This window comes from Enterococcus raffinosus (genome assembly GCF_018917525.1).
Classification (GTDB): domain Bacteria; phylum Bacillota; class Bacilli; order Lactobacillales; family Enterococcaceae; genus Enterococcus_A; species Enterococcus_A raffinosus_A.
On record NZ_JAHLOS010000016.1, the window covers coordinates 21,167 to 34,741 of the forward strand.

The 13,575-nt window shown below is 39.2% G+C and carries 18 protein-coding genes; 3 read left to right on the top strand and 15 right to left on the bottom strand.

The features are described from left to right. Window positions 1-8: 8 nt before the first annotated feature. Window positions 9-1,130, bottom strand: a complete 1,122-nt coding sequence (locus tag KQI58_RS11505; RefSeq protein ID WP_216409203.1) for an AI-2E family transporter — start codon at window positions 1,128-1,130, stop codon at window positions 9-11. A gap of 224 nt (window positions 1,131-1,354) precedes the next feature. On the opposite strand from KQI58_RS11505, the gene KQI58_RS11510 reads away from it, so the two are divergent. Next, a complete protein-coding gene (locus tag KQI58_RS11510) occupies window positions 1,355-2,545 on the top strand; it encodes an AI-2E family transporter (protein WP_216409205.1) in 1,191 nt (396 codons plus the stop codon). Window positions 2,546-2,609: 64 nt separating this feature from the next. Here KQI58_RS11510 and KQI58_RS11515 read toward each other — a convergent pair whose 3' ends face one another. Both KQI58_RS11515 and KQI58_RS11520 read right to left on the bottom strand, forming a co-directional pair. Further along, window positions 2,610-3,773, bottom strand: coding sequence for an aminotransferase class I/II-fold pyridoxal phosphate-dependent enzyme (locus KQI58_RS11515; protein WP_216409207.1), 1,164 nt, complete (start codon window positions 3,771-3,773; stop codon window positions 2,610-2,612). Next, the gene (locus tag KQI58_RS11520; RefSeq protein WP_216409209.1) at window positions 3,770-4,264 is read right to left on the bottom strand and encodes an Lrp/AsnC family transcriptional regulator; all 495 of its coding nucleotides are present in this window, start codon (window positions 4,262-4,264) and stop codon (window positions 3,770-3,772) included. The genes KQI58_RS11515 and KQI58_RS11520 overlap by 4 nt, the downstream gene beginning before the upstream one ends. Window positions 4,265-4,499: 235 nt before the next feature. Here KQI58_RS11520 and KQI58_RS11525 point away from each other — a divergent pair, with 235 nt between their 5' ends. Next, window positions 4,500-4,829 carry a hypothetical protein gene (locus KQI58_RS11525; RefSeq protein WP_216409211.1) on the top strand — a complete coding sequence of 110 codons (330 nt, stop codon included), beginning with the start codon at window positions 4,500-4,502 and terminating at the stop codon, window positions 4,827-4,829. 124 nt (window positions 4,830-4,953) lie between these two features. Here KQI58_RS11525 and KQI58_RS11530 read toward each other — a convergent pair whose 3' ends face one another. From KQI58_RS11530 to KQI58_RS11575, 11 genes are all read right to left on the bottom strand, one after another. Further along, complete coding sequence (locus KQI58_RS11530; RefSeq protein ID WP_216409213.1) at window positions 4,954-5,127, bottom strand: DUF3789 domain-containing protein; 174 nt, start codon at window positions 5,125-5,127, stop codon at window positions 4,954-4,956. Between the two features lie 307 nt (window positions 5,128-5,434). Further along, window positions 5,435-5,767 (bottom strand): hypothetical protein, encoded by a 333-nt coding sequence (locus tag KQI58_RS11535; protein WP_216409215.1) that lies wholly within the window; start codon window positions 5,765-5,767, stop codon window positions 5,435-5,437. A 280-nt stretch (window positions 5,768-6,047) separates the two neighbouring features. Then, on the bottom strand, window positions 6,048-6,677 hold the full coding sequence (locus KQI58_RS11540) for an HAD family hydrolase (protein WP_216409217.1): 630 nt from the start codon (window positions 6,675-6,677) through the stop codon (window positions 6,048-6,050). Next, window positions 6,674-7,447: a DeoR/GlpR family DNA-binding transcription regulator gene (locus KQI58_RS11545; protein WP_216409219.1), complete on the bottom strand. Its 774-nt coding sequence runs from the start codon at window positions 7,445-7,447 to the stop codon at window positions 6,674-6,676. Before KQI58_RS11545 ends, KQI58_RS11540 begins: the two co-directional genes overlap by 4 nt. A gap of 652 nt (window positions 7,448-8,099) precedes the next feature. Next, complete coding sequence (locus tag KQI58_RS11550; RefSeq protein WP_216409221.1) at window positions 8,100-8,360, bottom strand: hypothetical protein; 261 nt, start codon at window positions 8,358-8,360, stop codon at window positions 8,100-8,102. 409 nt (window positions 8,361-8,769) lie between these two features. After that, window positions 8,770-9,015: a GlsB/YeaQ/YmgE family stress response membrane protein gene (locus KQI58_RS11555; protein WP_016178779.1), complete on the bottom strand. Its 246-nt coding sequence runs from the start codon at window positions 9,013-9,015 to the stop codon at window positions 8,770-8,772. Between the two features lie 18 nt (window positions 9,016-9,033). Further along, window positions 9,034-9,609: an Asp23/Gls24 family envelope stress response protein gene (locus KQI58_RS11560; RefSeq protein ID WP_216409222.1), complete on the bottom strand. Its 576-nt coding sequence runs from the start codon at window positions 9,607-9,609 to the stop codon at window positions 9,034-9,036. 35 nt (window positions 9,610-9,644) lie between these two features. After that, complete coding sequence (locus tag KQI58_RS11565; protein WP_216409224.1) at window positions 9,645-9,845, bottom strand: DUF2273 domain-containing protein; 201 nt, start codon at window positions 9,843-9,845, stop codon at window positions 9,645-9,647. A 55-nt stretch (window positions 9,846-9,900) separates the two neighbouring features. Beyond that, on the bottom strand, window positions 9,901-10,473 hold the full coding sequence (amaP, locus tag KQI58_RS11570; protein WP_216409226.1) for an alkaline shock response membrane anchor protein AmaP: 573 nt from the start codon (window positions 10,471-10,473) through the stop codon (window positions 9,901-9,903). A gap of 42 nt (window positions 10,474-10,515) precedes the next feature. Beyond that, window positions 10,516-10,647 (bottom strand): hypothetical protein, encoded by a 132-nt coding sequence (locus KQI58_RS23005; RefSeq protein WP_301282199.1) that lies wholly within the window; start codon window positions 10,645-10,647, stop codon window positions 10,516-10,518. Between the two features lie 13 nt (window positions 10,648-10,660). Beyond that, window positions 10,661-11,551 carry an SDR family oxidoreductase gene (locus KQI58_RS11575; RefSeq protein WP_253295910.1) on the bottom strand — a complete coding sequence of 297 codons (891 nt, stop codon included), beginning with the start codon at window positions 11,549-11,551 and terminating at the stop codon, window positions 10,661-10,663. A gap of 237 nt (window positions 11,552-11,788) precedes the next feature. Between KQI58_RS11575 and KQI58_RS11580 the strand changes: the two genes are divergently transcribed. Beyond that, window positions 11,789-12,730, top strand: coding sequence for a magnesium transporter CorA family protein (locus KQI58_RS11580; protein ID WP_216409227.1), 942 nt, complete (start codon window positions 11,789-11,791; stop codon window positions 12,728-12,730). Between the two features lie 289 nt (window positions 12,731-13,019). Here the strand turns inward: KQI58_RS11580 and KQI58_RS11585 are convergent, their stop codons facing one another. Continuing rightward, complete coding sequence (locus tag KQI58_RS11585; protein WP_216409298.1) at window positions 13,020-13,568, bottom strand: hypothetical protein; 549 nt, start codon at window positions 13,566-13,568, stop codon at window positions 13,020-13,022. Window positions 13,569-13,575: the final 7 nt, after the last annotated feature.

A 13,575-nucleotide genomic window follows, 5' to 3' on the forward strand; every position in this document is an offset into this window, starting at 1 on the left:
TTTTGGTGCTATTGCTCCTCGCCACCATCTTTAAACAAACTACTTTCGCGGCGCAGTTGATAAATTTTGTGAAGATTAATGATTAAGGTTTTGATCACCGCATACACTGGAATACAAATCAGCATGCCAACGATTCCGGCAACACTGCCAGCTCCGATCAATACTAAAATGATCGTCAATGGGTGGATATTCAACGACTTCCCGAATAGCAGCGGTTTAATCAAATTTCCATCTAATTGCTGAATAACCAGAACGGATATGCCCATATACAGCGCTTGAAGCGGCGAAATGAACAGCCCAACGATCACTGCCGGAACAGCCCCGATGAATGGACCAACATAAGGAATGATGTTGGTGATCCCACAAAAAAGCGCCAACAGCAAACTATATGGCTGTTTAAAAATAGTCATTGCGATAAAGCTTAAGATCCCAATGATAAAGGCATCTAAAACCGTGCTGCTGATATAAGCAGACAGTGTTTCATTGAGCTCGCGCACCGTTTGTCGAAGTTCCTTGCGAATAGTGATAGGAAAAAATTGCGATACAGCATCTAAAAACTTATGTCCGTCTTTAAACATGAAAATCAAAATAAATGGAACGGTGAACAAGAGGACAAAGAATTTCATCGCCAAGCCAACAATTCGTGACAAACTTGAGGTCACACTGACAATCGCAAGGTTAATCAGTTTAGTAATCGTCAGGTTCGCTGAAGCCAATTGTTCTTCCAAATTGAAATTTTTAAATTCATCTCGACTAGCCAAATCGTTTATCCAACGACCTGATTCCTCTGCATAAACGGGTAAATTTTGGGTAAGCTGAACGGTTTGTTCGATCATTTTTGGAACAGCATTCATCATAATCAGGGCGATAATCACCGCGATCACAATAAAGGATACAAGAAAACCAACCACACGCGGCAGCCCCCCTCTTTCCTCCAAAAAAACCACGATCGGATCAAACATATAGTAAAGAAAACCCGCGATCAACAGCGGCATCAAAATCGCAGAAGCCATTCCCACGACTGGTTTAAAAATATTCGGCATTTGTAATAAAAAATAAATCCCGATAATCGTTAAGACAATCTCGGCAGTCCAAAAGAACAGCTTTGATTGTTTGAAACGTGACAGCATAAAAACCTCCTAAAAACATTCTTATCCCCCAGGATATGGCTTCATCTTATCATTTATGAGGAAACGCAAGAAAGGTTTTAGTGAAAATAAAATAGAAATTTTAGATAATTTACAGATTCACGCAATAATCCTTAATTCCAACTAAAAAAGAAGTCATTTAAGCCGATTTTTTGTCTAGCGTTTCTTTCTTCGCTACAATAAAAAGAAAAAAGGATTTGATAAAAATGGAACGACCATCGACAAAAGCGACCCGTTGGATCAAGTTTATCGGCGGCCGGAACCTCATCTTTACCTTAATTGCTGGTGTTTTATTAGGCGCGTTGATTTTTGTTTTTTATCACGTACGGTTTATCTTCAACCCGCTACTAATTATCTTTAAAACCATCTTTGCGCCGGTTTTACTGTCACTGATCTTATATTATCTGTTAGACCCGATCGTTAATTATTTCGAAAAAAAGGGTGTAAAACGGATATACTCAATTATTGGCATTGTGCTTGCTTTACTGCTGCTTTTAGGTACCTTCAGTATTTGGGCAGTGCCGAGAATCTACAGTCAGACAGCCAGTTTAGTCTCGGATTTTCCACAGCATGTCGAAAATTTTAATCAGACATTGCAGAATCTCGCCTCAGGAACCCCTTTGGAAAGCCCAATCGAAGATGTTTTCGGCTCTCTGGAGGATGTTGTCTATCAGATCATCAATACCTTATCGAATTCATTAGGTGATTTCCAGAGCTTTATTGGCAATCTCTTTTCAACCGTCAGCGGCTTTTTCGTGATTTTATTCACGGCGCCGATTATCACTTTCTTTCTATTAAAGGATGCCCACCATTTTCATGGGTATTTCTTAAAGCTGTTACCGCCGAAATTTCGTGACGATTCCAATGAGCTGGGGGCGATCTTAAACAGCCAAGTCGGCGATTATTTGAAAGGCCAATTTATCGTTGCTCTAGCCAATGGAGTGATCGTTTTTATCGGTTTTCCGATTATTGGTATGCCCTATAGCCTACCACTGGCAATCTTAGTCACAGTTACTTCGGTAATTCCTTATATCGGTCCTTTTATCGCTTTTGTTCCCTGTGCAGTGATCGCCGTGTTACATTCTTTCCAAATGCTGATCGGTCTGATTATTGTTTGGATCGTGGAGCAAATTTTAAATGGTAATGTAATCGAGCCAAAAGTCCTTGGCGATCAATTGAAGGTCCATCCTGTTACTATCGTATTAGTGTTATTAGTGATGGGAAATCTCTTCGGATTGTTCGGATTGGTTTTCGGTATTCCCACCTACACGATTTTTAAAGCCTTCGGTGTCTTCCTCTTCCGTAAATTCAAGCAGCGCTACAACCGCTACTATGGAAAAGATGATGGCGAATATGAAAATACTGAGTTCTCGCAAGAAGAATACCCAAATAATTAAAATCTGCTCCCCTGGGGCAGATTTTTTCACACGAAAAAGGAGCGAATCTCTTCGCTCCTTCCTCTTATTTCAAGCGCATCACAAAACGCTCTAAACGCTGAATCGCTTCTTTTAATTCGTAAATCGAATAGGCATACGATAACCGCAGGAATCCTTCACCGCTTTTTCCAAAAGCCGATCCAGGAACGACCGCAAGCTTCTCTTCATCTAATAGACGCAACGCGAACTCTTCACTGCTCAAGCCAAATTGACTAACCTGCGGGAAGAGATAAAACGCGCCTTTGGCTTTATAACAAGGCAGCCCCATCTTTTCTAACGCATGATGCAGATAATTTCGACGTTCCTCATAGGACAAGCGCATCGGCTCAACGGTTTCCTGCCAATTATTTTTCAGACCTGCCAATGCCGCATATTGACTCGCTGTCGGTGCTGCCATGATCGTATACTGATGCAGCTTCAGCAGTTGCTCCATAAACACCTCTGGCCCAGCCATAAAGCCCAAACGCCAACCAGTCATCGCAAACCCTTTTGAAAATCCATTAATGACGATCGTCCGTTCACGCATTTCTGGTAGCTCCGCAATACTGGTAAACGGCTCATCGTAAACCAACTCCGCATAAATCTCATCTGTAATCACTAATAGATCATGCTTCTTCACAACATCAGCCACCTTGATCAAGGCTTCGCGACCCATCGTTCCGCCCGTCGGATTATTGGGATAGGATAAAATCAAAATTTTACTTTTTTCAGTTATCGCTCCTTCTAATTCCTCTGGCGTCAGCATAAACTGATTCTTAGCCTGTAAGTCAATCGTCACTGGTGTCCCGCCAGCGATCTGAGTAATCGGTTCGTAGCACACAAAGCTTGGTTGAGGAATAATGACCTCATCTCCTGGATCCACAAAAATCCGCAGTGCCATATCAATCGCCTCGCTACCGCCGACTGTAACCACGACCTCGGTCTTCGGATCATACTGAACCTTGTTGCGATAAAGCAAATACTCGCTGATTTTTTTCCGCAATTCGATCAGACCCGCATTGGCCGTATAAAATGTCCGCCCTTCCTGGATCGAACGAACCCCTTCTTGAGCCATATGAGAAGGCGTATCAAAATCCGGCTCGCCGACACCAAGGGAAATCGCATCCGGCTGATCAGAAACAATGTCAAAGAATTTTCGAATGCCTGAGGGTTGAATATCCGTGATTTTTTTCGTTAAAAAATTTCTCATGGGCTCACCTGAATTCTAGGGTCGGAGTCATCCTGATACATATCGATGCCCCACTCCTTATATTTGTCTAGCAAGAAATGCGTCTGCGTCCCTGAAACGTCAGGAATCGACGCTAAGTTGGTCGAAATAAATTTTGAGATCTCTTTGATGTTACGCCCTTGCAGCAGTAGGATAAAATCAAAGCCGCCGCTGACAAAAAAGAACGATTTGACTTCAGGAAACTTACGGACACGCTCCGCGATCTCGCGATAGCCTTCTTCACCTTTAGGAATCGTTTGAACCTCAACTAAAGCTTCGATCCAATCATCCTCCACCTTATCCCAGTCAATCAGAGCCCGATAGCCGCAAATAATTTTTTCTTGTTCCATTCGTTTGATTTCAGCAGAAACGATCACTTCATCTTCGCCCAGCATCACCGCATATTCTTCAATACTTAACCGACAGTCGGATTCGATTAGCTTCAATAGTTGCTTGCGTTTACTTTGTTCCATATGAACGTCTCCTTCAATTTAACAATTTATTAGCTTTTTTTAATCTTTCGTTTATTATTCCCAAAAAAAGAAAAACTGTCAAACTATTTCGAAAATTTCCTATGATAATTTAAATTCTATTATCTTTTCAATTTGCGAGAAAAAAATCCATTTTTTATAACACAAGTGATCCGTTTCATAGTACAATAAACTGGATGAGCAACAAGTAAAATGCGTTAAGACAGGAGGATTGGGAATGGAACAAGTAGTTGAGATGTTTATTGAAAAACAGAGGCAGCGTTTGGCTGACGGCAAGATTCGCCAAGAGGAGTACGAGGCATTTTTAGATGGGATCAATGATGCCCTCTCATTTTTAGGGATGCATTATGTAAATAGCTCGGAAACCGTCGAACAAGACGACCGCAAACCAGCAACCTTTAATGAGATCGAAGAAAAATATAAAAAATTCCGGGAAGTAGCGATGTACAAAAACAGCTTCCTACGTGTATCAGATATCATCAAACATTCTGGTCAAATGACCGATGAACTACAAAAAATCACCAAGACAGTCAAAGAAGAGCTATAAAGAAGCGAATCATCGCTTCTTTTTTTAGCTCTTCTTATGATTCAAGTTGAATCCTTCAACTGCCTTGATGGTTCTGATATAACGTTTATAATTCGAACACTTTTCTCAAGCATAAAGAAACTACCTAAACCAAGTTCTCTCCATCTGAATACTCGTTGTTCATTTCCTTCTGTTCCTGCTCCGAATACCGATAGATGATTTCTTTATCCGCCAAACTCCCTACCTGAACAAGACACATTACCGCTACGCCGATAAAGCCTCCAAGTAGAAATAATCCCAGACCAATGAGTATAGTCATTTTCTATTCCCCTTTTCTCAAATCTCTTACCTTAATTATACAGACGTCCGTTCAAAAAAATCTGAAAATTTTGTATAGTTTTGTGAAGTTCGTTGAGATTTGGTAAAGAAAAGGGCTAAATGGTCAACACACGAATATGGTGATACTGTTTTGACTGCATTTACTGATAAATCTGAAACACTCAAAAGGAAAAAATCCTGCGCCACAAAGGAGTTAGCTGGAACAATTTTATTATTTCCAGTGTCTAAAGCACCTTTTGCAACTGTTGAAAAAAATGGAATTAAAAGCAGGATCTTTAATGATGCTTTTATTCTCTTTGCTTTTCAAAACCTTTGAGTATCAGTGACACAAAAACAAAGCACAACAGGGCTCCACCAAACATCATACCAAGATATAGAATACCCGAATGATCACTAGAATCCGCCAACAATATAAAAACAAAAATACCACCCGACATTACTGTACCAGCCAAGGAGCCTAGGGTTATGGCTCCAAAGCCTCTAAACAACCGTATTTTAGAAAGCCTTCGAGAAAGCCCTTTAATTCTCTCACTCACAAGCTCTATCAGGCCAATCATTATGACAAAAGCACACAACAAACCACCTATTATGATTAATGCGGAAATGGCAGCATCCTGCATAAATGCTGGTCTCCTAACTATGCAAAGAATCAGTCCTGCGTAATAGACAAGCCATCCAATGTTACCCAATATATCATAGCACCACCATTGCCTATCTGATATTTTCAGCTCATACACGCTTCTTAATCCCCCATTTCCTTTACACGTCTTATCTTTACCTAATAGCATAACATACGAACCGAGACCGCGTTTCGACACAGTGCAAGTCAATGAAGCCTATTTGGACAGTAAAGAAGACAAGCGAGAAGAACAATAACTCTTCGCAAAAAAATGGGTTTAACTATTTCAAATAATGAAGAATCTCCAGTGGATATTCTAAAAAGATATCTGCACTTGAGAATAATGGATTTTCCTTTGCTCCCCACTTTGCTAAGGCGAATTGAGCCCCAGCCTTTTGTGAGCTATGCATATCATAGATGGAATCACCAATATAAATGGCTTCTTCTGGTGAACATTTCAATTCTTGTAGTGCATAAAGAATCGGTTCAGGGTTTGGTTTATGTTTCTTTGTATCAGAAGCTGTAACTAAAACATCAAAGTACTCATTTAAGCCGAATTGGGTAAATTCCGTTTCCATTTCTTCATTGGTTTTAGAGGTAACGACTCCTAGCTGGATTCCTTTTTCCTTTAGCTTAATCAATGATTCTTTTATTTGAGGGAATACTGTTGCATGCTGAATGTATCGCTTTACATTTTCTGCCCAGCTGGAATGCAGCATATCTACTTCAGCTTCTGAGGATGAATAACGCTTTATAGCTTTCTTTCCTGGAATACCTAGAATATACTCCAAATTCTCCTCTGGAACTTCAAGATTTTTTTCATCTTTTAATGTTTTTTGCAAGGATTTAATCATAACAAACTCGGTATCGATTATTGTCCCGTCTACATCGAATATTACTGTTTTAATCATGCTTTCACCCACCTTGAATTGATTATTGAGACATTACTCTCTGTTATTTTTCTTTCTAAATCATCTGGCAGTCGACTTTCTACAACAAGAAAGTCTATCTCTTCAAAATTCAGGCCTTTATAGTTATGGCTTAATCCGATTTTTGTATTATCAATCAGCAGCACCACAATTTTGGATTGTTCTCTGATCTTTTTCTTAAAGTCTATATCTTCGTCGTAGGCGTAAAAAATACCTGAAGTTGTGATTCCTGCCGCACTGATAAACGCAATATCGAAGGTAAATGAATCTAATTCCAGCATTGGTTTTGTCCCAACCGTACTTCGTTTAACAGGATCGATCGTTCCGCCTAAAATCTTGGTTTTACACTTCGTATTTCTCAATAGCTGATCGCTAATATCTAGTGAATTAGTAACAGCGATAACCTGTTCAAGATGCCCAATGTGTCTAGGAATATGGCTGACGGTTGTCGAAATGTCTAAATAAATATGCGAATTTTCTTTTACTAGACTACTGGCTGTTTTCGCCAAGATATTTTTTTCAACGCTTAGATCCTCCGTGCGTTCCAGATATTCGTCCAAACGGCTAAAGGTATTGGGTAAACTTATTCCTCCGTATGTCCGATCAATTGCGTTACTTTGAGCTAATTTTACAATATCTCTTCGCGCCGTATCTCTTGAAGAATCCGTTAATGACACTATTTCCTTCAAGCTGAGAGTACCATGCTTTTTTAGTTCATCTAATATCAGTTCCAGACGTTCTTTTTGGATCATAGCCATCCTCCTATCGCATTAAGTCATTTTAAGTATATTTATAATTTAACTTAAATATGCTTAATTGTCAATTTCAACGTTTGCATAATAATAGAAAATACTCAACAATGCATCATAGTCTCTACTAAAAAAACTGATCAAAAGTAGATATCTTTTTCTACTTTTGACCAGTTTTTTTGTTGTTGAAATGCTGCTTTTTAAGTTAATTAGCGTGCGCTTTCTACTCTCCAAAAAACGATAATTTTCTTCTGAATGTTAAAAACACCTGCGATTTTGGAAACCTCGCAGGTGTTGTAGTTGATTTATGTATCAATATTGTATCGTTTCAAGAAATCCTTCATCGTGTGAAAATTATAATTCATATTATCAGGGTTCAGGATATCACCCTTATACAACTTTATCAGTGTACTTAATTTCTTAGGATCACATGACTCTATTATTTTTTGATGTATCAGATCATTAAAAATATCTAGCTTATGATTATCATTAATCTCTTCTAAAATAAAATCTATATCAAAAGTTGATCTAAAATCTGATAAAAGAACTCTCCCTGCAAATCCACCAATCAGGTAAACTTCTGAGTAAATGTCCTGCTGTTTCATTTATTCATTCAACAGTTCTAATCGTTCGGTTAAATACTCTAAATTATCATTCATTTCTCTAAAAGCCTCAAAGTAGAATGATACATTTTATCATTTTTCGCTGTCACCAAAAGCCCATTAACATATTTATATAGTGGATTAGAAGAGGTATCCTTTCGCTCCATGCTAAATAATACAGAAGGGTGTCCCAGTAACAAACAAAAAACTTCTTGCTGTTCAGAATACCTTGCGTGATTCTTATCTACACGTAAATTTTTAAGTTGTTTTCTTTGCAATCGTAATTTTCGAAAAGCTATTTTTAACTTGAACATGATCTCCCCTCCTTGCGCTATTATAACACGATTTAACTACCTAAGAAAATTACTTAAAATCGGGATAATTTGAAACAAGTATCAACTGTCCAAGTCCATTTGTTATCGTGCTATCACTCCTGCTTCGCCAAAAAAAGATTCCCTATCGTTCGTAAGTCAACGACAGGAAATCCTTTTATCATTCAAAACATTCGATTCATTTTCAACAGCACTCTTTGTTGATTTAAACTCTCATACTCCTTAGCTTGCTGCTGAAAGTGAATCTGTGCTGCTATAAGAAAACTTCTTCGGGGGAAACACTCTTTGTTACAGGTACTCATCCTTAATTCTTTGTTCTATCACGTTTCTATGTTATTTCTTCGTTACTTGTTCCTAACGCTCTCTGAGACGTTTGTGGACCATTGTTAATCTATTTTGATCTGCCTAAGAAAAATGACACGATTAACACCAAAATGACCGCTCCAATAATTGACGGTACAAGTGCCATACCAGCCAATGAAGGCCCCCATGATCCTAGTAACGCTTGACCTAATGCTGATCCGACTAAACCGGCTACGATGTTGGCGATCCAGCCCATGCTATTTCCTCTACCTGTGATCGCTCCAGCGATTGCTCCGATTACTGCTCCAATAATTAATGACCATAATAAACCCATGTTATTTTCCTCCTTCGATTATTTTACTCGTGGTTCACGATTTTCTTCGATTTTTTCTTGTGCTTTGTTTGTGCCGCGATTGACTGCGCTTTTAGCTTTGTCTGTTTGTTTTGAAGCAAATTGTCCTGTTGTTTTTGCGGCACTCGTTACTTTGTCCTGCACCGTTTCGCTGTCTTCTTGATACTCAGCTTCTGACTTGATATCGACTACGTTAATATTTACTTCGATCACATCAAGATGCGTCATTTTCTCTACTTCATCATGGATAACTTCCTTGATTCGATCTGCGATTTTAGGAATGTCACGACCATATTCAATGACGACATCCATATCAACAGCGACTTGCTTTTTACCAACTTCTGTTTCGATTCCGGCAGTCACATTGTCTGTATTGACTAATTTCTCAGCAATATTAGAGAAAAAACCACCGTCAACTGTTAATAATCCATCGATTTGCTCTACGGCTGTACTGACGATTTTTTGAATTACTTTGTCGTCATAGGTCAATTCACCTTTAACGTTTGCGGTGCTATTTGTTTTTGTTGAATCTGTATGAACGCCTGCGGCCATTCCGTTTGTGTTGTAATTTTCCATTATAAATTCCTCCTATATAGTGGTTTGTATGATGATTAATTGTTCTTTCGTTGACTGAAAAAGTTGTCCATTATGCCGGTTTGCTCTAAATAGCTTCCCAGCCAAATGCCAAGAGCTGTTAATAAAACGATCAAGAGTGTCTTGAAAAAGCCCAACGTGACAAATAATATGGCAAGAACCAAGCCTAATCCGCCAAAGATCATCGGGAGCTTGTATTGAGTGATTAATTTTTCCATCTGTCTCCCTCCTAACTGTTGTCCTGTATTCCAAAATTGAATGAATCGGTCTTCGTTATTGTACGCGTGACTGGTTCGCGACGTTTTTTTCTTCTTCATCAAATGCCTTATAGGCAACATTCACTTTGATTTTTTCCTGACTGCCAAGAATTTCTTGTAGGTCATTCTGAATTTCCGTCATTAACGCATTTGTTTTCCCAATTAACGATGATGTTCGAGTCAGCTGGCCCTTCACTTTGACCTTAATCTTGTTCTTGGTTGCCCGAACCTTCACATCAGGGGATGAAACAAAGCCTACACCCCGTAATTTCGAACGAACAAATCCCTCAATCGCCTTCTTGTCCAGAGATAAGCGTCCTTTGTCTTCCTTCAATACAAAAGTTTGTTTCACCCTTGGATAAAAGATTAGAACGAGAATGACAATAACTAGGACAATTGTAACGACTAAAGCAATCCAAAACAGGTATTGACGGAAATAATAATTTGTTAATGTATTTCTTAAAAATTCTCCGCGTCCAATGCCAAATGGAAGATTCAAATAGGGTGAGCTGATGGCGATGACCATTAGCATCACGGACATCAAAATCAATGAAAGAATGATCCCAATTGCTTTTATTCCTCGATTCATAGTGCACCTCCTTAAAAACTGTTTAACGACTTGAAAAGTTGCTTAACGGTAACGATTTGTTCCTGTCTGTTTCTTCACACGTGCCAAAGCAACAGCCGGTTGTCTACGTTTAAACATTAAAGAGATTAAATTTAGAATTAGCGAAATCCCGATCGCTTCGATTAAATGTATCATCGCGTATCCCTCCTTACAGATTGATCGCTTCTCCTCCAGTAACACCGTAAATCTGAGCGGTAACGTAGCTTGCATCATTAGAAGCTAAGAAAACATACACCGGCGCCAATTCAGCTGGCTGCCCTGCTCTTCCTAGCAATGAATCCTGACCAAATTCAGGTAACTTTTCTTTAGGTTGACCTTGATCTAACTGAAGCGGTGTCCAGATTGGACCTGGCGCAACCCCATTCACACGGATACCTTTTTTCGCTAGCTGTTGTGCTAGACCAACAGTGAAGTTCGCAATAGCCGCTTTCGTTGCAGCGTAATCCATCAAGTGATCACTCGGATTGAAGGCTTGGACAGAAGTTGTTGTAATAATACTGCTGCCTGCAGGTAAATGCGGCAAAGCCTCCTGAACAAGAGCAAACATCGAGATAATATTCACCTTGAACGTGTCTTCTACTTGTTTAATTGGTAGTTCTTCAATTGATTCTTGAGAAATTTGCTGAGCAGAATTTAGCACGAGTGTGTCTAATCCATCTAATTCAGCGACTGTTTTTCTGATCATTTCACCTGGTGCTTCGTCATCTCGTAAATCATAAGGAAGCAAGACTGCTTTTCTTCCAGCCTCTTCGATGTACTTAGCGACTTCTTTCGCATCCTCTTCTTCACCAGGGAAAAATTGAATTGCGACATCTGCACCTTCTCGAGCATAAGCAATCGCTGCGGCCCGACCAATACCTGAGTCGCCTCCGGTAATCAATACTCTACGATTTTCTAATTTTCCATTCCCAACGTAGCTTTCTTCGCCGCAATCTGGTTGTGGCTTCATGTTGGTCTGCAGTGCGGGAGTATTCTGATCCTGTTTCTCAAACGAGCCCCCATAAAATAACTCTCTAGGGTCTTTCAAAATTGGTTTCATAATTTTTCTTCCTCACTTTCTAATAATATCGTAACCTGTTTTATTCTATTTTTGAAATATTTAGCTCAAAATATTCAAATTCACATTATTTAAGCTTATTAATTGACAATATATTAGGGATAAGTTATAGAAAATTAACAGGAGTAATTATTAGAAATAACCTCAGCTTTATTTCCAATAATTTGTTATAAAAAACTAAAAATAACTCTGTATCGAATTTTCGAAAGGATGAATGATGTGATTCAATATTTTGAGATCAATAATCAACACATTCAAGAGGTTTCTTCAGGTAAAGGCAACTGGCTTGTCTTAAAGGATGCAACGAAGGAAGAACAAGAAGAAATTATTAAAAATTACCGATTGCCGCAAAATATTTTTCTTGGAGCAAACCATGCCGAAGAAGTTTCGCGCTTGGAGCCCTTGGAAAATACCGCGCTGAATAATAGCTATGCTTTGGGACTGACTAATTTGTCTGCTGAAAAAGAAGATCGGATAGAAGAACGACTTGAGCCGCTGATTTTTATCCTCTCCGATTCGCTGCTCATCACCCATGTGAGCAAAGATTCAACCTTTATCGATCGTCTACTTGAAAAATATCAAGAGAAAATTCATACATTTTCCGAGCTCATTTCGTATGGTATCTACATGCTTTATACCCACTACATTGAAGAATTGATGGAGATAAAGAAGGATATCGACGAGCTGGATGCGGCGGCAAGAAAAACGACCGAAAATGACGCTTTGTTCAAACTGGCAGACACCGAGCGAAAAATCGTTTACCTCGATCACACCCTTGCTGATCAAAAAGGTACATTAAATGGGCTGTGGGAAAAGGAATCCTTTATTCAGGATTTGAACGATTCAAAGTTGGTTTACGATATTCAGCTTCATCAAAAACATGCTGAAAAATTGATCCACATTTATCGTGATTTACTAGAGACAGTCGGTGGATTATTCACCGATATGATGGACAATAATCTGAATCACTTAATGAAATATTTGGACTCTGCAGCCTTGATTATCTCCATCCCTGCACTTATTTCTGGGATTTGGGGTATGAACACAGGTGGGTTGCCGGGAAAAGGCTCCAGCATTGGTTTCTTTCTGGTGTTGGGTGTCGCGGTTCTTTTGGCCATTATCGTTGCAGTCCATCTAAATAGAAAAGATTTCTCGAAATAACACTTAGTTCACCAAAAAAGAGCAATTTCGGAGGAAAAGCAGTTATTGGGCGTTTCGCTTTTCTTTTCAAATCCCATATTTTTAGACATCTACCTTTTAAACTGAAGAGTGGTGCTTGCTTTGTGGCATCGTTCGAATAGCTAAAAAAATTAATCAGCATGACTGTAATGAAATGCTTAGTAAAAAACAATATAAGTTTTAACCATAAAAAGAGTGTGACAAAAGTAATTGTCACACTTTTCAAATATTCGTCATTACAAAAGAAGCAGCTTCGGAAATAAGCCCAAGTCTAACCCTTCATCAATAATTCATTGTAAAATGCCTGACCGATTTCCTTCAGCTCACTTTTGTTGAAGGATTTCACAATCCAAGTCGGCATCGCAACTTCTACCGTTCCGTAAATTTCGATCATCACTTGAATAAACGCTTGAACGTTCAGCTGATCAATTGCTTTTCTTAAACGTCGTGCTGGTTCGAGCAACTGGCTTTCGATTTGCTTGGTACGATAGATTCGATAAATCGTCCGCCCCTCTTCTGCCGCTAAAGAAAATAGAGGCTGCTCCTCTGCGATTGCTTGTAGGCTCTCCTGCTTGTAACGATCATAACGCTGCTGCCATTCTAATAATTCGCCGTACACAGTTTCAATTTTTTGTTTGCGAACCGTAGCTAAGGCGCTGTAGAAGTCGATGGGTAATTTTTCGACTCGCCGTTCGCGTTTGATCCATGTTGCTAAAGTCGATTGCGGAATACCTGCGAGCTTGCCAAATTGTTCAACAGTGATACCAAGATCCCGACGAATATACATTTTGATTGGATGTTCGATCAGCGTTATTGCCATATTCTCC

Bases quoted from the DNA above. Each gene is read 5' to 3' on its own strand.
- KQI58_RS11505 (WP_216409203.1), bottom strand. From the start codon at position 1,130: ATGCTGTCACGTTTCAAACAATCAAAGCTGTTCTTTTGGACTGCCGAG.
- KQI58_RS11510 (WP_216409205.1), top strand. From the start codon at position 1,355: ATGGAACGACCATCGACAAAAGCGACCCGTTGGATCAAGTTTATCGGC.
- KQI58_RS11515 (WP_216409207.1), bottom strand. From the start codon at position 3,773: ATGAGAAATTTTTTAACGAAAAAAATCACGGATATTCAACCCTCAGGC.
- KQI58_RS11520 (WP_216409209.1), bottom strand. From the start codon at position 4,264: ATGGAACAAAGTAAACGCAAGCAACTATTGAAGCTAATCGAATCCGAC.
- KQI58_RS11525 (WP_216409211.1), top strand. From the start codon at position 4,500: ATGGAACAAGTAGTTGAGATGTTTATTGAAAAACAGAGGCAGCGTTTG.
- KQI58_RS11530 (WP_216409213.1), bottom strand. From the start codon at position 5,127: ATGACTATACTCATTGGTCTGGGATTATTTCTACTTGGAGGCTTTATC.
- KQI58_RS11535 (WP_216409215.1), bottom strand. From the start codon at position 5,767: ATGCAGGATGCTGCCATTTCCGCATTAATCATAATAGGTGGTTTGTTG.
- KQI58_RS11540 (WP_216409217.1), bottom strand. From the start codon at position 6,677: ATGATTAAAACAGTAATATTCGATGTAGACGGGACAATAATCGATACC.
- KQI58_RS11545 (WP_216409219.1), bottom strand. From the start codon at position 7,447: ATGATCCAAAAAGAACGTCTGGAACTGATATTAGATGAACTAAAAAAG.
- KQI58_RS11550 (WP_216409221.1), bottom strand. From the start codon at position 8,360: ATGTTCAAGTTAAAAATAGCTTTTCGAAAATTACGATTGCAAAGAAAA.
- KQI58_RS11555 (WP_016178779.1), bottom strand. From the start codon at position 9,015: ATGGGTTTATTATGGTCATTAATTATTGGAGCAGTAATCGGAGCAATC.
- KQI58_RS11560 (WP_216409222.1), bottom strand. From the start codon at position 9,609: ATGGAAAATTACAACACAAACGGAATGGCCGCAGGCGTTCATACAGAT.
- KQI58_RS11565 (WP_216409224.1), bottom strand. From the start codon at position 9,845: ATGGAAAAATTAATCACTCAATACAAGCTCCCGATGATCTTTGGCGGA.
- amaP (WP_216409226.1), bottom strand. From the start codon at position 10,473: ATGAATCGAGGAATAAAAGCAATTGGGATCATTCTTTCATTGATTTTG.
- KQI58_RS23005 (WP_301282199.1), bottom strand. From the start codon at position 10,647: ATGATACATTTAATCGAAGCGATCGGGATTTCGCTAATTCTAAATTTA.
- KQI58_RS11575 (WP_253295910.1), bottom strand. From the start codon at position 11,551: ATGAAACCAATTTTGAAAGACCCTAGAGAGTTATTTTATGGGGGCTCG.
- KQI58_RS11585 (WP_216409298.1), bottom strand. From the start codon at position 13,568: ATGGCAATAACGCTGATCGAACATCCAATCAAAATGTATATTCGTCGG.